Raw genomic sequence first — 17,306 nt, forward strand, 5'->3', positions numbered from 1 at the left:
GCCGGATCGACAAGAAATCGCCAAGACGGGCCCCCACCTCCCCCCTCGCAACCAACGCAAGGAGGGAGCCATGGCCGAACGCCGCAGATCCAAACACGGCGGACGCGACACCGACGAGATCCTGGGCGCCGAGGGCGAGCCGACCGACGGCGGCCGCGGGGGCGGGGACCTCGCCCGCGACATCGGGACCCGCGACCACCTCAAGCGCGCCTTCGAGCGGCCCGCCGGGGCCACCCGGGTGCAGGGCGCCGACAAGACCGAAGACGGGAAGGACTGATCATGGCCGAGCTGAAGGAAGGCGACTGGGTGCTGGTGGCGGACGCCGGCAAGGCCCTGTTCCTGGTCAACAAGGGCGACGAGGTGCACCCCCACCTCGTCGTGCGGCGCAAGACCGAGCATGAGAACCCCGCCGACTCCGACCAGGGGACGGACCGGCCCGGGCGAATGCCGGATGCCGGCGTCGGGCAGCGCTCGGCCCTGCAGGAGACCGACTGGCACGAGCTGGAGAAGGACCGCTTCGCCGACGACCTCGCCGACCGGCTCTACGCCCGCGCCCATCGCGGCGACTTCGCGCGCATCCACATCGCCGCCGAGCCCCAGACGCTGGGCCGCCTGCGCAAGGCGATCCACAAGGCGGTGGCGGAGAAGGTGGTGACCGAGCTCGCCAAGGACCTGACCAACGAGCCGCTCGACCGGCTCGAGGCGAAGATCGTGGCCGAGGTCGAGGCCGCCTGACCCGAGGCCCGGCCCGCGCGCCCCGGGCCCCGACGGCCCTCCCCGCAGGCGCGCCTGCGGGGAGCGGACGGGCGGCGGGGCGCAGGCCCCGCCTGCGGCGCTCAGGCCGCGCGGCGGCGCCCGGCGAGGCCCGGCGCGGCGAGGCCCGCGCCCAGCAGGCCCGGCGCGGCGAGGCCCGCGCCCAGCAGACCCGGCGCGGCAGGCGTCGGCACGGCGGAGGCGGCATGCGCCCCGACCGAGGCGATGGGCTGGTCGGGCTCGATGTCGTCGACGCCCATGCGGGCGGCGTATTCTCAGGCCTCGATGGTGTGCCCGGGCCGGTGGCCCGAGGCCCCGTGGCGGGCGATGACGACGGGCGTCGCGCCGTCGGGCGTGGCGAGAGCGACCTTCATGAAGGAACTCCGGGCGAAGGGCGCCTGAGACGAATGGGCTCGGCCGCCGGAAGTCGGCCGCGAAGGGGGGAGGCGGCCGGAGCCGGCCCGGGGGATCCGACAGCGCGAAAGCCCGCCGCGCGGCGGGCACGTGCGATGTCGCTTCGGCGACGCTCCGCCGACGCCGAGCCGGGGCCCGCCGCCCGCCGGTCGCGCGCCCGTCCTGTCGCGAGGCGGCTCCCGTCCCGGCCCCGTCCCGTGCCGGGTCCCGCGTCGCGTTGACCTGCGCCCCCGCCCCGGCTATCGGTCCCCCCGCGCGGCGGGACCGGCCCGCGGCGGAGACGGATGGGAAGACCGATGTCCGAGGCGCCCGGCAAGCCCCGCTCCTTCCAGGAGATCATCCTGCGGCTGCAGACCTACTGGGCCTCGCGCGGCTGCGCCGTGCTGCAGCCCTACGACATGGAGGTCGGCGCGGGCACGTTCCATCCCGCGACCACGCTGCGGAGCCTGGGCGCCCGGCCCTGGGCCGCGGCCTACGTGCAGCCCTCGCGCCGGCCCACCGACGGGCGCTATGGCGACAACCCCAACCGGCTGCAGCACTATTACCAGTTCCAGGTGCTGATCAAACCGAGCCCGCCGGACCTGCAGGCCCTCTATCTCGGCTCGCTCGAGGCGATCGGCATCGACATGTCCCTCCACGACATCCGCTTCGTCGAGGACGACTGGGAGAGCCCGACGCTCGGCGCCTGGGGCCTGGGGTGGGAGGTCTGGTGCGACGGCATGGAAGTGTCCCAGTTCACCTATTTCCAGCAGGTCGGCGGCCATGACTGCCGCCCCGTGTCGGGCGAGCTGACCTACGGGCTCGAGCGGCTGGCGATGTATGTGCTGGGCATCGACCACGTGATGGATATGCCCTTCAACGACCCGCAGGCGCCCATCGCCCTGAAATACGGCGACATCTTCCGCCAGACCGAGCGGGAGTATTCCCGCTTCAACTTCGACGTGGCCGACACCGGCGTGCTGCTGCGCCACTTCGAGGAGGCCGAGGCCGAGTGCGCGGCGATCCTCGCGCATCCGGCGACCGATCCGAAGACGGGGCGCGAGATCGTCATGGCCCACCCCGCCTACGACCAGTGCATCAAGGCCAGCCACATCTTCAACCTGCTCGACGCCCGCGGCGTGATCAGCCCGACCGAGCGGCAGGCCTATATCGGCCGGGTGCGGACGCTGGCCAGGATGTGCGCCGACGCCTTCACGACCACCGAGGCCGCGGGCGCGGAGGCGGCGCCGGCGGCCTGAGCGGCCGCGCCGACCGCGCCGGGGATCGGCCCTGCGCGGCTGACAGGAGTTCTCGATGTCCGGTCGCCTGCTGACCCTCGGCCTGCTGGTCTTCGCCGCCGTCTTCGGCGCCGCCCTGTGGTGGTTCCAGACCCGCGCCTACTACGCCCCCATCGAAGGGGTGGAGGAGATCCTCGTCGCCGGCGTCGCCCTGCCGGTGGAGGAGTGGGAGGGGATCGACGCCGACACCTCGCCCCTGAAGCTGCGCGCCTGCTTCCGCCTCGCGCTCGACCCGCCGCCGGCGCTGCTTGCGGCGGCCGAGGACCCCACGGCGCGGGAGGCCACCCCCCTCGTCGCCCCCGACTGGTTCGACTGCTTCGACGCCCCGGCGGTGACGCAGGCGCTCGCCGAGGGCCGCGCGCTGGCCGCGCTGGCCGAGCGCAACGCCCCCTGGGGCTTCGACCGCTTCGTGGCCTTCGAGCCCGCGACCCGCCGCGGCTGGATGTGGCGCCAGCTCAACGAATGCGGCCAGGCGACCTTCGACGGCGACCCCGCGCCCGAGGGCTGCGGCGCCCCGCCCGAGGACTGAGGCGATGGAGCCCTCGGCGCCCTATGTCCACATGGTCCCCGACCACCTGTCGATGACGGTGGGGCTGGTGACGTGGCTGGTCGGCGCCGACCTCACGCGACGGGTGCGCCTGCTGCGCGACTGGAACATCCCCGAGGCGGTGACCGGCGGCCTGCTCGCCTCCCTCGTCCTGCTGGGGATCCGCGAGGGGCTGGGAACCGAGATCGTCTTCGACATGGAGACGCGCGACGCGCTGATGGTGATGTTCTTCGCCGGCATCGGCCTGAACGCGCGGGTCCGCGACCTGCTGGAGGGCGGGCGGCCGCTGGCGATCCTGCTGGCCCTGACCGTCGCCTTCATCGCCCTGCAGGATGGGGTCGGCGCGGGCGTGGCCTTCGCCTTCGGCGAGCCGCCGGGCCTGGGCGTGCTGCTGGGCTCGGCCGCGCTGATCGGCGGGCACGGGACCGCCATCGCCTGGGCGCCCGAGATCGCCGCCCAGTTCGGGCGCGAGGGCGCGGCGGAGCTGGGCGTCGCCATGGCGACGCTCGGCCTCGTCGCCGCCGCCCTGATCGGCGGCCCCATCGCCCGCTTCCTGATCGAGCGGCGAGACCTGATGCCCGCCCGCCCGACCGAGGACCTCGCCGTCGGCGTCGCCTATGAGGACGAGGTGTTCGAGCGCATCACGCTGCGCGGCCTGATGCGCGCGCTGCTGGCGCTGAACGTCTCGGTGGCGCTGGGCTATGCGGCCTCGCAGGCGATCGAGACGGCGGGCGTGAAGCTTCCGCTGTTCGTGCCCTGTCTGTTGATGGGCATCCTGGTGGGGAACCTGTGGTCGGCGCTGGCGCCCTCGGACGCGCAGGTCAGCCGCACGCCGGGGCTGAACGTGATCTCGGATTTCTCGCTGTCGGTGTTCCTCGCCATGTCGCTGATGAGCCTGCAGCTGTGGACGCTGGCGGGGCTTGGCGCGATGATCCTCGCGGCGCTGCTGCTCCAGGTGGGGCTGGCGGTCGCCTTCATCCTCTTCGCGGTGTTCCCGCTGATGGGCGGGGCCTACCGCGCCGCCGTGCTCTCGGCCGGGTTCGCCGGCTTCTCTCTGGGGGCCACCCCCACCGCCATCGCCAACATGACCGCGGTCGCCAAGCGCTACGGGCCCTCGCCCACCGCCTTCGTGATCCTGCCGCTGGTCTCCGCCTTCTTCGTGGACTTGGCCAACGCCGCCGCGATCCGCCTTTTCCTGAGCCTCTAGGACCCTCGCCCGATGCCCGACCTCCTGATCGAACTCTTCTCCGAGGAGATCCCCGCGCGGATGCAGGCCAAGGCCGCCGAGGATCTTCGCCGCCTGGTCACCGACGCGATGGTCGAGGCGGGCCTCGCCTACGCCGCCGCCGCCGCCTTCGCCACGCCCCGCCGCCTGACGCTGGCGGTGCAGGACTTTCCGAAGGCGACCAAGGCCACGAAGGAGGAGCGCAAGGGCCCGCGGGCGGACGCCCCCGATAAGGCGCTGGAGGGGTTCCTGCGCTCCACCGGCCTGACCCGCGATCAGCTTGAAGTGCGCGCCGACAAGAAGGGCGACGTCCTCTTCGCGGTGATCGAGAAGCCGGGCCGCGAGGCTTCGGAGGTGATCGCCGAGGCGCTCGAGTCCGCGATCCGCAACTTCCCCTGGCCCAAGTCGATGCGCTGGGGCGCCGGCACCCTGCGCTGGGTGCGCCCGCTGCACTCGATCCTGTGCATCATCCATGACGAGGCCGGCGCCTCGGTGGTGCCGCTGGAGGTCGAAGGCATCCGCGCGGGCGACCGCACCCAGGGCCACCGCTTCATGGCCCCGGGCGCCTTCGCGGTCAGCTCCTTCGAGGACTACCAGGCCAAGCTGGCGGCCGCGAAGGTGGTGCTGGACCCGGCCGAGCGGGCCGAGAAGATCTGGCACGACGCCACCCAGATGGCCTTCGCCCAGGGGCTGGAGGTGGTCGAGGACAAGGGCCTGCTGGCCGAGGTCGCGGGCCTCGTCGAGTGGCCCGTCGTTCTGATGGGGCCCATCGGCGAAAGGTTCCTCGACCTGCCGCCGGAGGTCCTGCAGACCTCGATGAAGGAGCACCAGAAGTTCTTCTCGGTGCGCAACCCGGCCACGGGGCGCATCGAGAAATTCGTGACGGTGGCGAACCGCGAGACCGCCGACGACGGCGCCACGATCCTGGCGGGCAACGGCCGGGTGCTGGCCGCGCGCCTCTCGGACGCGCTGTTCTTCTGGGAGAACGACCTGCGCAAGGTGAAGGCGGCCAAAGAAGGAATGGGGGGCATGGAGGCGATGGCCGCCCCGCTGGCCGCGGTGACCTTCCACAACAAGCTCGGCTCGCAGGCCGAGCGGATCGCGCGCATCGCCAGGCTTGCGCGCGAGATCGCCCGCGACGTCGGCGCCGATCCCGCGCAGGCCGGGCAGGCGGCGAGCGTCGCCAAGGCCGACCTCGCCTCGGAGATGGTCTACGAGTTTCCGGAACTGCAGGGCGTGATGGGAACCTACTACGCCCGCGCCGCCGGTCTGCCCGAGCCGGTCGCCGCCGCCTGCGGCGCGCACTACGCGCCGCTGGGCCCCTCCGACGCCGTGCCGACCGAGCCGGTGGCCGTCGCCGTGGCGCTCGCCGACAAGATCGACATGCTGACCGGCTTCTGGGCGATCGACGAGAAGCCCACCGGCTCCAAGGACCCGTTCGCCCTGCGCCGCGCCGCCCTGGGGGTGATCCGCATCGTGCTGGAGAACGGGCTGCGGCTGGCCCTCACCCGGCCGATCGCCGAGGGCGCCAAGGCCAATCACGTCGACGCCGCCGACCATGCCGGGCCGATGGAGCTGCTGGTCCCCGACCTGCTGGGCTTCCTCGCCGACCGCCTGAAGGTGCACCTGCGGGCCGAGGGCGTGCGCCACGACGTGATCGAGGCCTGCTTCCGCCTCGGCGGCCAGGACGACCTGGTGCTGCTGGTGGCCCGGGTGCGCGCGCTGCAGGCCTTCGTGGACAGCGAGGACGGGGCGAACCTGCTGGCGGGCTACCGGCGGGCGGTGAACATCCTCGAGGCCGAGGAGAAGAAGGACGGGATCGAATACTCGCTCGACCCCGACCCCCAGTTCGCCGAGGCGGAGGCGGAGAAGGCGCTCTTCGCCGCCCTCGACGCCGCCGATCCCGCCATCGGCAAGGCCCTGAACGCCGAGGATTTCTCGGCCGCGATGTCGGCGTTGGCGGCGCTCCGGGCGCCCATCGACGCGTTCTTCGAAGACGTGGTGGTGAACGCCGACAACGCCATCATCCGCCGCAACCGGCTGTGCCTGCTGAACCGCATCCGCACGGTGATGCTGCGCGTGGCGGCCTTCGGCGCGCTGGAGGGCTGAGGCGCCGCGTCGGGCATCGCGCCCGTGGCGGGCGTCTCGCCCGCGGCGCTGGGCGAGGGCGGCGCCTGCGGCGACCGGAGCCCGGGGCGCGCGACGGGCCAGGCGCCGCGCCGGCCGAGGCGCCCGGGGCCGGCGTCAGGCTCGCGGCGCGGGGGATCCGGGGGACCGGCGGCGACGGGCGCCTGCGACGACGGTCGCGCCAGGCGCCGCGTCGAGGCGGGCGCGCGGGGCGGACGTTCGGCCCGCGGCGCGTGGCGAGGGCGGGTTTTGTCGCGACCGACGGACCGGGCGCCGGGCGCCCCGGGCGCGGCGCCCGCGACGCGCCGCGGGCGCAACCGGGCCACGAGCGCGACCGTCGACGCGGCGCCTCGCTCCGCTCGCGCGGAGCGCCCGGCTCAGTCCTGCGCGCGGACGCGCTCGATCAGTTCCTCCACCTTGGGGCCGATGCCCTCGACCACCTTCTTCACGCCCTCGGCGTTGGGGTGGATGCCGTCGCCCTGCATCAGGGCGCGGCCGGCCTCGCGGTCCTCGAGACCGCCGATGCCGGCCAGGAAGTTGGGGTAGAGCAGGGCGCCGTGGGTCTCGGCGAGGTCGGGGTACATGGCGTCGAAGGCCTGCTGCCAGTCCTCGCCGTAGTTGCGCGGCGCCGGCAGCCCGGTCAGCAGGGCGGGCAGGCCCTTCTCGCACAGCGCGGTCAGGATCGCGTCGAGGTTCGCCTTGCTCGACGCCGGATCGATGCCGCGCAGCAGGTCGTTGCCGCCCAGCTCCACGATCACCGCGTCCACCTCCGGGCTCAGCGACCACTCCAGCCGCGACAGCCCCCCGCGGGTGGTGTCGCCCGAGACGCCGGCGTTGATCACTTCCACGTCATGGCCGCGCGCCTGCAGCCAGGCCTCGAGCTGGGGGACGAAGCCGTCCTCCTCCGCCAGGCCGTAGCCATGGGTGAGGCTGTCGCCGAGCGCCAGCAGCGTGGTCTCCGCCGCCGCGACGGAACCGGCGAGCCCCAGCGTGAGGAAAACGGAGGCCGCCGCCGCCTTGAGCCCGGGCGCCGCGGCCCCATATGCCCAAGAACCCGCATCCATGATGCACCGCAGCAGGGGACGAGACCGCATGACCGAGGCCGCCGGCGACCCGCCCGTGATCGAACTGCACCGGGCGGAGCTGACGCTCGCCTCCCGCGCCGGGCGGGTGGAGATCCTCAAGGGCGTCGACCTCGCCGTCGCGCGGGGACAGACGGTGGGGATCGTGGGGCCTTCGGGCTCGGGCAAGTCTTCGCTCCTCATGCTGATGGGCGGGCTGGAACGGGCCACGGGCGGTCGGGTCGCGGCCCTTGGCCAGGACCTGACCCGGATGGACGAGGACGCGCTGGCGCGCTTCCGCAGGGATCATATGGGCGTGGTCTTCCAGTCCTTCCACCTGATTCCCACCATGACCGCGCTGGAGAACGTCGCCACCCCCCTCGAGCTCGCCGGCCACCGCGACGCCTTCGAGCGGGCGGAGGAGGAGCTGGCGGGCGTCGGCCTCGGCAAGCGCATCGACCACTACCCCGCCCAGCTTTCGGGCGGCGAGCAGCAGCGCGTGGCGCTCGCCCGCGCCGCAGCCCCGCGTCCCCAGATCCTGCTGGCCGACGAGCCCACCGGCAACCTCGACGGCGCCACCGGCGACGCGATCATGGAGCTGCTGTTCGGCCTGCGCGACCGCCACGGCTCGACCCTGGTGATGGTCACCCACGCGCCCGAGCTCGCCGCCCGCTGCGACCGGGTGATTCGGGTCGCCGACGGGCTGATCGAGGGCGAGAGCGCGGGCGCGGACGCCACCGCCCCCCTCGCCCCCGGCGCCCGCGCCCCGGAGGTCGCGGAATGAGCGTGGCGGAGGGCGCGCCCCCCCGCCGCCGTTCGACATACCGCCCCGCCTTCGCCATCGCCCGGCGCGAGCTGCGCGGCGGGCTGAAGGGCTTCGGCGTGTTCCTCGCCTGCCTCGCGCTGGGCGTCGCGGCCATCGCCGCCGTCGGCTCGGTGCGCTCGGCGATCTCCGAGGGGCTCTCGCGCGAAGGGCAGGCGATCCTGGGCGGCGACGCCGAGGTCGAATTCACCTATCGCTTCGCCAGCCCCGAGGAGCTCGCCTGGATGCAGGCGCGCGCCGAGGAGGTGTCGGAGACCGTCAAGTTCCGCTCGATGGTCGCGGCCCCGGCGCCGGACGGCGAACTGGACCGCGCCCTGACCCAGGTGAAGGGCGTCGACGGCGCCTATCCGCTCTATGGCGAGGCGCGGCTTTCGGGCGGCCTGACCCTGGACGAGGCGCTGGAGAACCGCGACGGGACCTGGGGCGTGGTCATGGCCCAGGCGCTGGTCGACCGGCTGGCGCTGGCCCCCGGCGACCGGGTGCGCATCGGCGCCGCCGACTACGAACTGCGCGCGGTGCTGGAGCGCGAGCCCGACGAGGCCGCCGCCGGCTTCGGCCTGGGCCCGCGCACGCTGATGCGGGTCGCGGCGCTGGAGCCCTCGGGCCTGATCGCGCCCGGCACGCTCTACGAAACCGACTACCGCCTGCGCCTCGCCCCCGAGGTGGACCTCGAGGAGATGTCGAACGCGATGACCGCCGCCTTCCCCGAGGCGGGGCTGCGCTGGCGCGACCGGCGCAACGGCGCGCCGGGCGTGCAGAACTTCGTCGAGCGCATCGGCGCCTTCCTGGTGCTGGTGGGGCTGGCGGCGCTGGCGATGGGGGGCGTGGGCGTCTCGGCCGCGGTGCGCAGCTACATGGAGCGCAAGACCGACACCATCGCCACCCTGAAGACGCTGGGCGCCGAGGGGCGGGTGATCTTCGCGATCTACCTCGCCCAGGTGGGCGCGCTGGCGGCGCTGGGGGTGGGCATCGGGCTCGCCGTGGGCGCGCTGATCCCCGCGCTCGCCGGGCCGCTGCTGGAGGACCGGCTGCCGGTCCCCGCGCTCTTCGACGTCTACGCGCGGCCCTTGTGGGAGGCGGGGACCTACGGGCTGCTCGCGGCCCTGATCTTCGCGCTCTGGCCGCTGGCGCGGGCGCGGGACGTGCGGGCCGCGGCGCTCTATCGCGAGGCCGGCGAGGGCGCGCGCGCCTGGCCGCGGCCGGTCTACCTGGTCGTGATCGCGGCGCTGACGGCGGTTCTGGTGGCGGCGGCGGTGGCCTTCTCGGGCATCTGGCAGCTGGCGCTGGGCTTCGCGGGGGGCGTCCTGGGGGCGCTGCTGGTGCTGTGGCTCGCGGCCCTGGGCGTGCAGGCGCTGGCGCGGCGGCTGTCGCGGGGCAGGGCGGTGCGCGGGCGCCCCGCGACCCGGCTGGCGCTGGGCGCGGTGGGCGGCTCGTCGGGCGAGACCTCGGGCGTGGTGCTGTCGCTGGGGCTGGGGCTGGCGGTGCTCGCCGCCGTCGGCCAGATCGACTGGAACCTGCGCAACATCATCGACGCCGACCTGCCCGAGCGGGCGCCGGCCTATTTCTTCGTCGACGTGCAGAACGACCAGCTCGACGGGTTCCTCGAGCGGGCGCAGGCCTATCCCGGGGTCGAGGACATCGAGACCGCGCCGATGCTGCGCGGCGTCATCACCCGGCTCAACGACACCCCCGCCCGCGACGCTCAGGTGCCCGAGGACTACCAGTGGGTCCTGCGCGGCGACCGCGGCGTGACCTACGCCGCCGAGCCGCCGCCGGGGACCGAGATCACCGAGGGCGAGTGGTGGCCCGCCGACTACGCCGGCGAGCCGCTGGTCTCCTTCTCCGAGGAGCACGGCAAGGGCCTGGGGCTGGAGCTGGGCGACACCGTCACCGTCTCGATCCTGGGGCGCGAGATCACCGCGCGGGTGGCGAACTTCCGGGTGGTGAACTTCCGCGACATGGGCATCAACTTCCTGATGGCGATGAGCCCGGGCGTGCTGGCCGGCGCGCCGCACACCCATATCGCCACCGTCTACGCCGAGCCCTCGGCCGAGGCGGGCCTGCTGCGCGAGCTTGCCGGCGCCTATCCCAACATCACCGCGATCCGGGTGCGCGACGCCATCGACCGGGTCTCGGAGGCTCTGGGCCAGCTCGCTGAGGCGACCCGCTGGGGCGCCTCGGTGACGCTGGTCACCGGCATCGTGGTGCTGATCGGGGCGGCGGCCGCGGGCGAGCGGCGGCGCGTCTACGAGGCGGCGGTGCTCAAGACCGTGGGCGCGGCGCGCGGGCTGATCCTGCGCAGCTTCGCGCTGCGCTCGGCCCTGCTCGGGGCGGCGGCGGGCGGGGTGGCGCTGGTCGCGGGCGTGGTCGCGGGCTGGGCGGTGATGGTCTTCGTGATGGACGCGCCCTACCGGTTCGAGCCGGTCTCGGCGCTGGTCATCGTGGCCGGCGGCGCGGCGGCGAGCCTGGTCGCGGGCCTGGTCTTCGCGGTGCGCCCGCTGGCCGCCCGGCCCGCCCAGGTGCTGCGCGCGCGGGAGTGATCGCGGGCCCGCCGCGGCCCCCGCGCGAACGGCCTGCGGAGACCCCGCTCGCCCCCGTGCGCGCGCCCGTGCAGGACCCGGTGCACGACCCCGCGAGGACGTGATCGCGCCGCATGCGAAAACCTTGAACGCCGGCGCGTGAATCACGATATCATGTCGAAACCTTGGCGACCCCTTTCGGGGGCCGCCATTCCGCATGGATGCAGAGCAGAACAGGGAAACGCACATGCAGCAGTACGACGCCGTTCGCCGAGCCGGCGCACGCTCGGCCGCGATCGACGAAGGTCTGCGCGGGTATATGAACCGCGTCTATGGCCTGATGGCGGTCGCCATGGTCATCTCGGGCGTGGTCGCCTATGTCTTCGGCATGGACCTCAAGGCGGTGATGAACGGTCAGCCGACCGCGATCATCCCGGGCGAGGTCCTGGTCTCGATGTACTCGGGCCCGATCCGCTGGGTGATCATGCTCGCCCCGCTCGGCATGGTGTTCCTCTTCGGCGCCGCGATGCGCAAGATGTCCGACTCGGGCGCGCAGCTGTTCTTCTGGGCCTTCGCGGCGCTGATGGGCCTGTCGATCGCCTCGATCTTCGCGGTCTACACCGGCATCTCGATCGCGCAGACCTTCTTCGCGACCGCCATCGCCTTCGGCGGCCTGAGCCTCTACGGCTACACGACCAAGAAGGACCTGTCCGGCATGGGCACGTTCCTGCTGATGGGCGTGATCGGGCTGGTCGTCGCCTCGGTGATCAACATCTTCATCGAGTCCTCGGCGCTGCAGTTCGCCATCTCGGTGGTGGGCGTGCTGGTGTTCGCGGGCCTGACCGCCTACGACACCCAGCAGATCAAGAACGAGTATCTGGACCTGCGCGCCATGGGCCCGCAGGGCGAGGCCTACGTGGCGAAGTCCGCCATCGGCGGGGCGCTGCGCCTCTACCTCGACTTCCTGAACATGTTCATGTTCCTGCTGCAGTTCATGGGCAACCGCGAGTAACCGCGCGCGCCGACCGAACGTCGAAGGGCCGGGGATCTTCCCCGGCCCTTTTCGTTTCGGGCGCCGCGTCGGGCGAGGCGTCCGGTCCGCGGCGCGCGGCAGACGGGGCGCCCTCGGCGCCGCGAGGGCGCGGCCGGCGCTGCGCGACCGGCCGCGGAGCGCCGCGTCGACGGGTGCGCTTGCGGGAGGCGGCGCGCCCGCGGCGCGGGGGCGGGCGCTGCGCGCGTGGCGGGCGAGCCGGCGCGGCCAGCTGTTCGGGCCGGCCGGGGAAGCGCCGCGTAGGGCGTCGTGCCGGCGGGACCGTGCCGCCCGCGGCGCGGGGGCGGGCGAGGCGCCGGTCGCCCGGCCGCCCCGTGCGCAGCTGACGCTCCGCGCCGCGGGCGCCGCCGTCGACGCGGCGCCTAGCCGGACGCGGGCTGCGGGGGCCCGGTCGCCGCCGGCGCAGGCTTCGGGAGGCGCCGCGGGCGGGAGGTCCGCCACGGGCGCGCGGGTCGTCGCGGCGCCTCGCCGCGTTCGCGGCGGACCGAGGAGCGGGGGAGCGGGCGCAGGCGCAAGGGGCGGGCCGTTTCCGGCCCGCCCCTTGCGGCAGTCATCGAAGACGCTCGATCAGCGCCGCGGCCCCCCGATCACATGACCGGGCGGGGCCGGCGGATCACTTGATCTTGCCTTCCTTGTACTCGACGTGCTTGCGCGCGACGGGGTCGTACTTCCGCACCGACATCTTGTCGGTCATCGTCCGGCTGTTCTTCTTCGTCACGTAGAAGTGCCCGGTGCCCGCGGTCGAGTTCAGGCGGATCTTGACGGTGGTCGGCTTGGCCATCTCGGACTCTCCGGTCGCCTTTCGGCTCGGCTGCGCCCCGGCAGGCGGAGCGTCGTGGATTGAATTCGGAGCGCGCTATCTACCGCATGAGAGGCCTGAGTCAAGCCTCCCCGCCGCCCGCGCGCCCCACGGCGCGGCGCCGACGCCCCCTCAGAGGGCGTCGTAGAAGCTGCGGTCCTTCTCGTGGTGGAAGAAGGGCGCGGGACGGTCGGCGGGCAGCTCGCCCGCGGGCGTCTGGGCCAGGATCTCCTCGACCTCGGCCAGCACCACCTCGGTGATCAGCGGCAGGTCCAGGTCGCGGGCCTCGCGGATGGTCAGCCAGGTGAGGTGGCTCAGCTCGCCGGACGCGCGGCTCAGGTCGTCGGGGTCGGAGGCCAGCTGGTCCGCGTCCACCAGGAAGAAGCGCGCGTCGAATCGCTTCGGCCGGTAGGGCGGCGTGATCGCGCGGAAGATGAAGGTCAGCCGGTCGCAGGCCGGCATGTGCCCCGAGGCGAGGAAGTCCCGCCAGGAGGGATCCTCCATCGTGCCCGCCAGCTCGGCGGCCCGCGGGTCGGGGCGGCCGAGGATCAGCCCGGTCTCCTCGAAGGTCTCGCGCACCGCGGCGCGCGACAGCGGCCCGGCCATGTTCGGCGGAGACATCTTCTCCAGCCGCGCCACGCAGGCCGCGCGCAGGGGGGCGGCCTCGGGGGCGGTGTGATCCTCGGGGTCCAGCGCGCCGCCGGGGAACACGAACTTCGAGGGCATGAAGCTCGCCCCCTTGCCGCGCTGGCCCATCAGGATGCGCGGGTGGTCGCCGTCGCGGCGCGCGATCACCGCGGTGGCGGCGTCGCGGGGGGCGGGGGCGGGGGCCTTCCCGCCGGCCGGGCCGGGCTGGGAAGAGGGGGAGGCGGCGGCCGCCTCCGGCGTCTCGGACATGGGGGACATTCGTGGCTCCTTCTGGCGAGCAATCTGCCTGCCGCGAAATCCCCTGTCCAGCCGGCCGGTCGACTGCGACGTAAACAGACGGCGAGGCCGCCCGCCGCGCCGCCGCGGCCGGGGGGCGCTTCAGGAGCATGGGCGAAGGCGGGCTGAGCGCAGCCGCTGCGCCCGCAGGGCGTTCCGGTCGATCGGGGGATCGGAGGATCCGAGACGCCGCCAGGCGCCCCGCGATCAGGGCCGCTGGGCGAAGCCCGCCATGCGCTTGGCCCACTGCAGGCCCACCACCAGGCCCTTGAAGCGGGGCAGCAGGACCAGCGACAGCATCAGCGCCGCCGGCGGCCACAGCACCCAGTGCACCCAGATCGGCGGGTTCCACAGGTCCCAGACCGTCAGCATCGCCGGGGCGATCAGGTGGCCCACCACCAGGATGGTCATCCAGGTGGGCAGGTCGTCGGCGCGATGCAGGTCCAGCCGCTCGGAGCAGGCCGGGCAGTGGTCGCGCACCTTCAGGTAGCCGTCGAACAGCGGCCCGCCCCCGCAGGCGGGGCAGGTGCGCCGCCAGCCGCGGCGCAGCGCGCGGCGCATGTCGCGCGCCTCGGCCGGGGCCTCGCCGACGTCGTCGCGGCGCAGGGCGCGGCCGCCCGCCGTGGCGGCGCCGCAGGCGTCGAGCCCGATATGCTGTTCGTGTCTCATGGGCCGCGAGCCTACCCGCCGCCGCCGCGCGTGCCAGTGCGCCAGTCGTCTTGCGTCAGCGTGTCGCCTCCCCGCGCGGGAAGACCCTTGCGCCGTTGGCGCAGGGGCCTCGACAGGTGCGCTGCAGCATCGGCGCGGCGCCCTCCGCACGCCCTCCGCACGCGCTCCGCACCCCCTCCGCCCCGCCCTCCGCCCCGGCCGAATTCGCCCCGGCCGGCGAATTTCTCCGCCCCGGAGCGACGGAGCCCGCGCCCCCGTGCGTTGAAGCCTGGAACCCGATCGCACCGCCCCCAGGGGGCAAGAGGCCGGCCGCCGCCGGCCGATCTGGAAAGGACCGGACGATGACGAGACCGAACCCCGCCCGCGCCGCGATGGCCGCGGCCCTGGCCGTGGGCCTCGGCGCCGCGCTTGCGCCCGCCGCGACCCTGGCCGAGCCCGGCCCCCGCGGCGCGCGCCTCTTCGACCGGCTGGACGCCGACGGCAACGGCGGCGTCACCCGCGCCGAGCTGCAGGCCGCCGCGGACGCGCGGTTCGAGGCGCTCGACGCGAACCGCGACGGCCGCGTCGCCCGCGCCGAGATGGCCGCGATGATCGACAAGCGCGACGACCGCCGCGAGGCCCGCGCCGAGAAGCGCGCCGGGAAGATCATGGATCGCGTCGACGCCGACGGCGACGGCACGCTGAGCAAGGCCGAGTTCGACGCCGCCGCCGAGCGCATGCGCCGCATGCGCAGGGCGCCGGAGTTCGCCGCGCTCGACGCCGACGCCAACGGTCGCCTGACCGAGGCCGAGCTCGCCGCCGCCGGCTCCGCCGGCCGCGGGGGCCAGCCGATGGAGCGCTTCGAGGAGGCCGACGCCGACCGCGACGGCTTCGTGACCCGCGCCGAGTTCTCCGCCTCGGGCATGTCCGCCCGCCTCGATCGCCTGGTGGAGCGCGCCGACGAGAACGGCGACGGCGCCATCAGCCGCGAGGAGGCCCAGGCCTTCGCCCGCCAGGGCGCCGGCCGCGGCATGAAGGACGACTGATCGGCCCCGTCCCCGCGGCGCCGGTTGACGCCGGCCCGCGCAGGGACGAGAGCTGACCGCCACGACATGGGCCCGGCGGCGCGACGCCGCCGGGCGACCTCCACCGCGGCTCGGAGAGGGGAGGCGCGATTGCCCTGGGACGCCGCCGGGCCTGGGACGGGGATGGACGACGACGACGCGCTGATGGCCCGGGCAGCCGCCGGGGAGCAGGCCGCGTCCCGGGCGCTGATCGCGCGCCACGGGCCGCGGGCGCTTGCGCTCGCCGTCTCGATGCTCTCGGACCGGGCCGAGGCCGAGGACGTCGCCCAGGAGGCGATGCTGCGCCTGTGGAAGCAGGCGCCGAAATGGCGTCCGGGCGAGGCGCAGGTGGGCACCTGGCTGCACCGGGTGGTGCAGAACCTCGCCATCGACCGCCTGCGCCGCCGCCGCCGCTGGAGCCAGGACGACCCGCCCGAGCGTCCCGACGGCGCGCCGGGCGCCGAGGCGCGCCTGGCCGAGGCCGACCGCGCCTCGGCCCTGCGCGGCGCCATCGCGGCGCTGCCGGACCGCCAGCGCGCCGCGCTGACGCTGCGCCATTTCGCCGAGCTCTCGAACCCCGAGATCGCGGCGCGGCTGGATCTGAGCGTCGAGGCGGTGGAGAGCCTGCTGTCCCGCGCCCGCCGCAGCCTGGCGGCGACGCTGAAGGACCGGCGCGACGCGCTGGGGCTGGAGGCGGGGCTCGACCCCGCCGGCGACGCATGACCGCCGCCCGCCCGGCGGCGCGAAGACAGGCCCGCCCCGGGATCCGGGAGCGGGCGACGGAACCCGCGCCCCGGCGCGTGCAAGAGATGAACGACGCCGGGGCGCCGCCCCGGCCAAGGAGGACGGCGCGATGACGCGCAGGGATGCGGACAGGATGAACTTCGGCCCCGCGGGCCGCGAGGCTGCGCCCGGCTCCGGGCGCGCGGCCCTGCCGTCGGCGGCGGCCTTCCACGACCACGCGCTGGCGCATGGCCCCGACATCGGGACCTGGCCCGGGGACCTGCGCCCCGCCGCCCTGGCCTTCCGCAAGGCCGAACCCGCCGCCGCGGCCGCGGCGCTGGCCGAGGCCGCGGCCCTCGACGCGGCGCTGGAGGCCTGGGCGGCCGAGGCGCCGCCGCTCCCCGACGCCCTCTTCGCGCGCATGGCGGCCGACGCCGAGGCGGCGCTGCCCGCCGGGGCCGCAGCCGCGGTGCTCTCGGCCGCGCCCGGGCGCCTGCCGGTCGCCGATGCGCGCCGCGGCCGCCCGGCCGCGCGCATGACCGCGCGCCCCGGGGCCCGTTCGCGCGTCTTCGGCGCGCTCGCGCGGCTTGGGGCGCCGGCGGCTTTCGCCGCCTCGGCCCTGCTGGGGGTGACGCTGGGCTACGTGGGCGACGACCCGCTCTCGCAGGGCTTCGCGGCGCTGGCCATGGACCAGTACGAGGCGGCCTACGAGATCTCGCTGCTGGATGTCGAGCTGTTGAGCGACGACGCCTTCCCCGACGCGGAGAGCGTGCGATGAGCGCCGTGGACGTCGAGGCCGCCGGCGGCGCGCCGCCGCCCGCCTCCACCCCGCCGCGCCGGCGGCGCTGGGTGGCCTGGGCGCTGGCGGTCTCGGTGTGCGTGAACCTGCTGCTGCTGGGCGCCGCCGGGGGCGCGTTCCTGCGCCACGGCGGCCCGCCCGAGGGCGAGATGCCCTCCGGCTTCGACCGGGTGACGCTGTGGCGGATGGTGCGCGCGCTGCCCGAGGCGGCGCGCGAGGATGCGCGCACGCGCATCCACGACCGCCGCGGCGAGATGCGCGAGCTGGCCCGCGCCCGCGACGCCGCCCGCGCGCGCATCGCCGTGGCGATGGAGGCGCAGCCCTTCGACGCCGCCGCGCTGGCGGCGGCGCTGAGCGAGGCCCGCGCGGCCGAGCGGCGCAGCCGCGACGTGGCCGACGGCCTGCTGGTCGAGGTCGCCTCGGGCCTGACCGCCGAGACCCGCGCCGAGATCGCCGAGGCGCTGCGCGAGCGGCGCCGCAGGGGCGCCCATGGGCGCTGGAACGAGACCGACGAGGCCGGCCGCCCCGCCGACTGATCCCCCGCCGCGCCCG

The 17,306-nt window shown here is 74.9% G+C and carries 18 protein-coding genes; 13 read left to right on the forward strand and 5 right to left on the reverse strand.

The window, feature by feature from the left end; translation table 11 throughout:
• The first annotated feature begins 70 nt into the window (after positions 1 to 70).
• Entirely contained in the window at positions 71 to 277 is a 207-nt protein-coding gene (locus BM064_RS14015; protein WP_092860423.1) for a hypothetical protein, read from the forward strand.
• Between the two features lie 2 nt (positions 278 to 279).
• Positions 280 to 735: a host attachment family protein gene (locus BM064_RS14020; protein ID WP_092860424.1), complete on the forward strand. Its 456-nt coding sequence runs from the start codon at positions 280 to 282 to the stop codon at positions 733 to 735.
• A 101-nt stretch (positions 736 to 836) separates the two neighbouring features.
• Here the strand turns inward: BM064_RS14020 and BM064_RS27480 are convergent, their stop codons facing one another.
• Positions 837 to 1,013 carry a hypothetical protein gene (locus tag BM064_RS27480; protein ID WP_177236259.1) on the reverse strand — a complete coding sequence of 59 codons (177 nt, stop codon included), beginning with the start codon at positions 1,011 to 1,013 and terminating at the stop codon, positions 837 to 839.
• A 450-nt stretch (positions 1,014 to 1,463) separates the two neighbouring features.
• On the opposite strand from BM064_RS27480, the gene BM064_RS14025 reads away from it, so the two are divergent.
• The 4 genes from BM064_RS14025 to glyS are packed head-to-tail and all read left to right on the forward strand — an operon-like array spanning position 1,464 to position 6,325.
• A complete protein-coding gene (locus BM064_RS14025) occupies positions 1,464 to 2,405 on the forward strand; it encodes a glycine--tRNA ligase subunit alpha (protein WP_092860425.1) in 942 nt (313 codons plus the stop codon).
• A gap of 55 nt (positions 2,406 to 2,460) precedes the next feature.
• A complete protein-coding gene (locus tag BM064_RS14030; RefSeq protein ID WP_092860426.1) occupies positions 2,461 to 2,973 on the forward strand; it encodes a DUF6446 family protein in 513 nt (170 codons plus the stop codon).
• 4 nt (positions 2,974 to 2,977) lie between these two features.
• Entirely contained in the window at positions 2,978 to 4,198 is a 1,221-nt protein-coding gene (gene gltS, locus BM064_RS14035) for a sodium/glutamate symporter (RefSeq protein ID WP_177236260.1), read from the forward strand.
• Positions 4,199 to 4,210: 12 nt separating this feature from the next.
• Positions 4,211 to 6,325, forward strand: a complete 2,115-nt coding sequence (glyS, locus tag BM064_RS14040; RefSeq protein ID WP_092860427.1) for a glycine--tRNA ligase subunit beta — start codon at positions 4,211 to 4,213, stop codon at positions 6,323 to 6,325.
• Between the two features lie 395 nt (positions 6,326 to 6,720).
• Here glyS and BM064_RS14045 read toward each other — a convergent pair whose 3' ends face one another.
• Positions 6,721 to 7,437, reverse strand: coding sequence for an arylesterase (locus tag BM064_RS14045; RefSeq protein WP_245779164.1), 717 nt, complete (start codon positions 7,435 to 7,437; stop codon positions 6,721 to 6,723).
• Between BM064_RS14045 and BM064_RS14050 the strand changes: the two genes are divergently transcribed.
• From BM064_RS14050 to BM064_RS14060, 3 genes are all read left to right on the forward strand, one after another.
• Complete coding sequence (locus tag BM064_RS14050) at positions 7,436 to 8,188, forward strand: ABC transporter ATP-binding protein (protein ID WP_092860429.1); 753 nt, start codon at positions 7,436 to 7,438, stop codon at positions 8,186 to 8,188. The genes BM064_RS14045 and BM064_RS14050 overlap by 2 nt on opposite strands.
• Positions 8,185 to 10,767: an ABC transporter permease gene (locus BM064_RS14055; RefSeq protein ID WP_092860430.1), complete on the forward strand. Its 2,583-nt coding sequence runs from the start codon at positions 8,185 to 8,187 to the stop codon at positions 10,765 to 10,767. The genes BM064_RS14050 and BM064_RS14055 overlap by 4 nt, the downstream gene beginning before the upstream one ends.
• 226 nt (positions 10,768 to 10,993) lie before the next feature.
• Positions 10,994 to 11,758 (forward strand): Bax inhibitor-1/YccA family protein, encoded by a 765-nt coding sequence (locus BM064_RS14060; protein WP_092860431.1) that lies wholly within the window; start codon positions 10,994 to 10,996, stop codon positions 11,756 to 11,758.
• A 652-nt stretch (positions 11,759 to 12,410) separates the two neighbouring features.
• Here the strand turns inward: BM064_RS14060 and rpmG are convergent.
• From rpmG to BM064_RS14075, 3 genes are all read right to left on the reverse strand, one after another.
• A complete protein-coding gene (gene rpmG, locus BM064_RS14065; protein ID WP_092860432.1) occupies positions 12,411 to 12,578 on the reverse strand; it encodes a 50S ribosomal protein L33 in 168 nt (55 codons plus the stop codon).
• A 150-nt stretch (positions 12,579 to 12,728) separates the two neighbouring features.
• Positions 12,729 to 13,502: an NUDIX hydrolase gene (locus tag BM064_RS14070; protein WP_092860433.1), complete on the reverse strand. Its 774-nt coding sequence runs from the start codon at positions 13,500 to 13,502 to the stop codon at positions 12,729 to 12,731.
• A gap of 225 nt (positions 13,503 to 13,727) precedes the next feature.
• The gene (locus BM064_RS14075) at positions 13,728 to 14,189 is read right to left on the reverse strand and encodes a DUF983 domain-containing protein (RefSeq protein ID WP_092860434.1); all 462 of its coding nucleotides are present in this window, start codon (positions 14,187 to 14,189) and stop codon (positions 13,728 to 13,730) included.
• Positions 14,190 to 14,530: 341 nt separating this feature from the next.
• Here BM064_RS14075 and BM064_RS14080 point away from each other — a divergent pair, with 341 nt between their 5' ends.
• The 4 genes from BM064_RS14080 to BM064_RS14095 all read left to right on the forward strand — a co-directional run bounded on the left by BM064_RS14080 (position 14,531) and on the right by BM064_RS14095 (position 17,290).
• Positions 14,531 to 15,214: an EF-hand domain-containing protein gene (locus BM064_RS14080; protein WP_092860435.1), complete on the forward strand. Its 684-nt coding sequence runs from the start codon at positions 14,531 to 14,533 to the stop codon at positions 15,212 to 15,214.
• A gap of 66 nt (positions 15,215 to 15,280) precedes the next feature.
• Positions 15,281 to 15,955 (forward strand): RNA polymerase sigma factor, encoded by a 675-nt coding sequence (locus BM064_RS14085; protein WP_092860436.1) that lies wholly within the window; start codon positions 15,281 to 15,283, stop codon positions 15,953 to 15,955.
• 130 nt (positions 15,956 to 16,085) lie between these two features.
• On the forward strand, positions 16,086 to 16,733 hold the full coding sequence (locus tag BM064_RS14090; RefSeq protein WP_143103332.1) for a hypothetical protein: 648 nt from the start codon (positions 16,086 to 16,088) through the stop codon (positions 16,731 to 16,733).
• Positions 16,730 to 17,290 carry a periplasmic heavy metal sensor gene (locus tag BM064_RS14095; protein WP_092860438.1) on the forward strand — a complete coding sequence of 187 codons (561 nt, stop codon included), beginning with the start codon at positions 16,730 to 16,732 and terminating at the stop codon, positions 17,288 to 17,290. The genes BM064_RS14090 and BM064_RS14095 overlap by 4 nt, the downstream gene beginning before the upstream one ends.
• The last annotated feature ends 16 nt before the right edge of the window (positions 17,291 to 17,306 follow it).

The organism is Albimonas pacifica (assembly GCF_900113695.1).
GTDB classification, from domain to species: Bacteria; Pseudomonadota; Alphaproteobacteria; order Rhodobacterales; family Rhodobacteraceae; genus Albimonas; species Albimonas pacifica.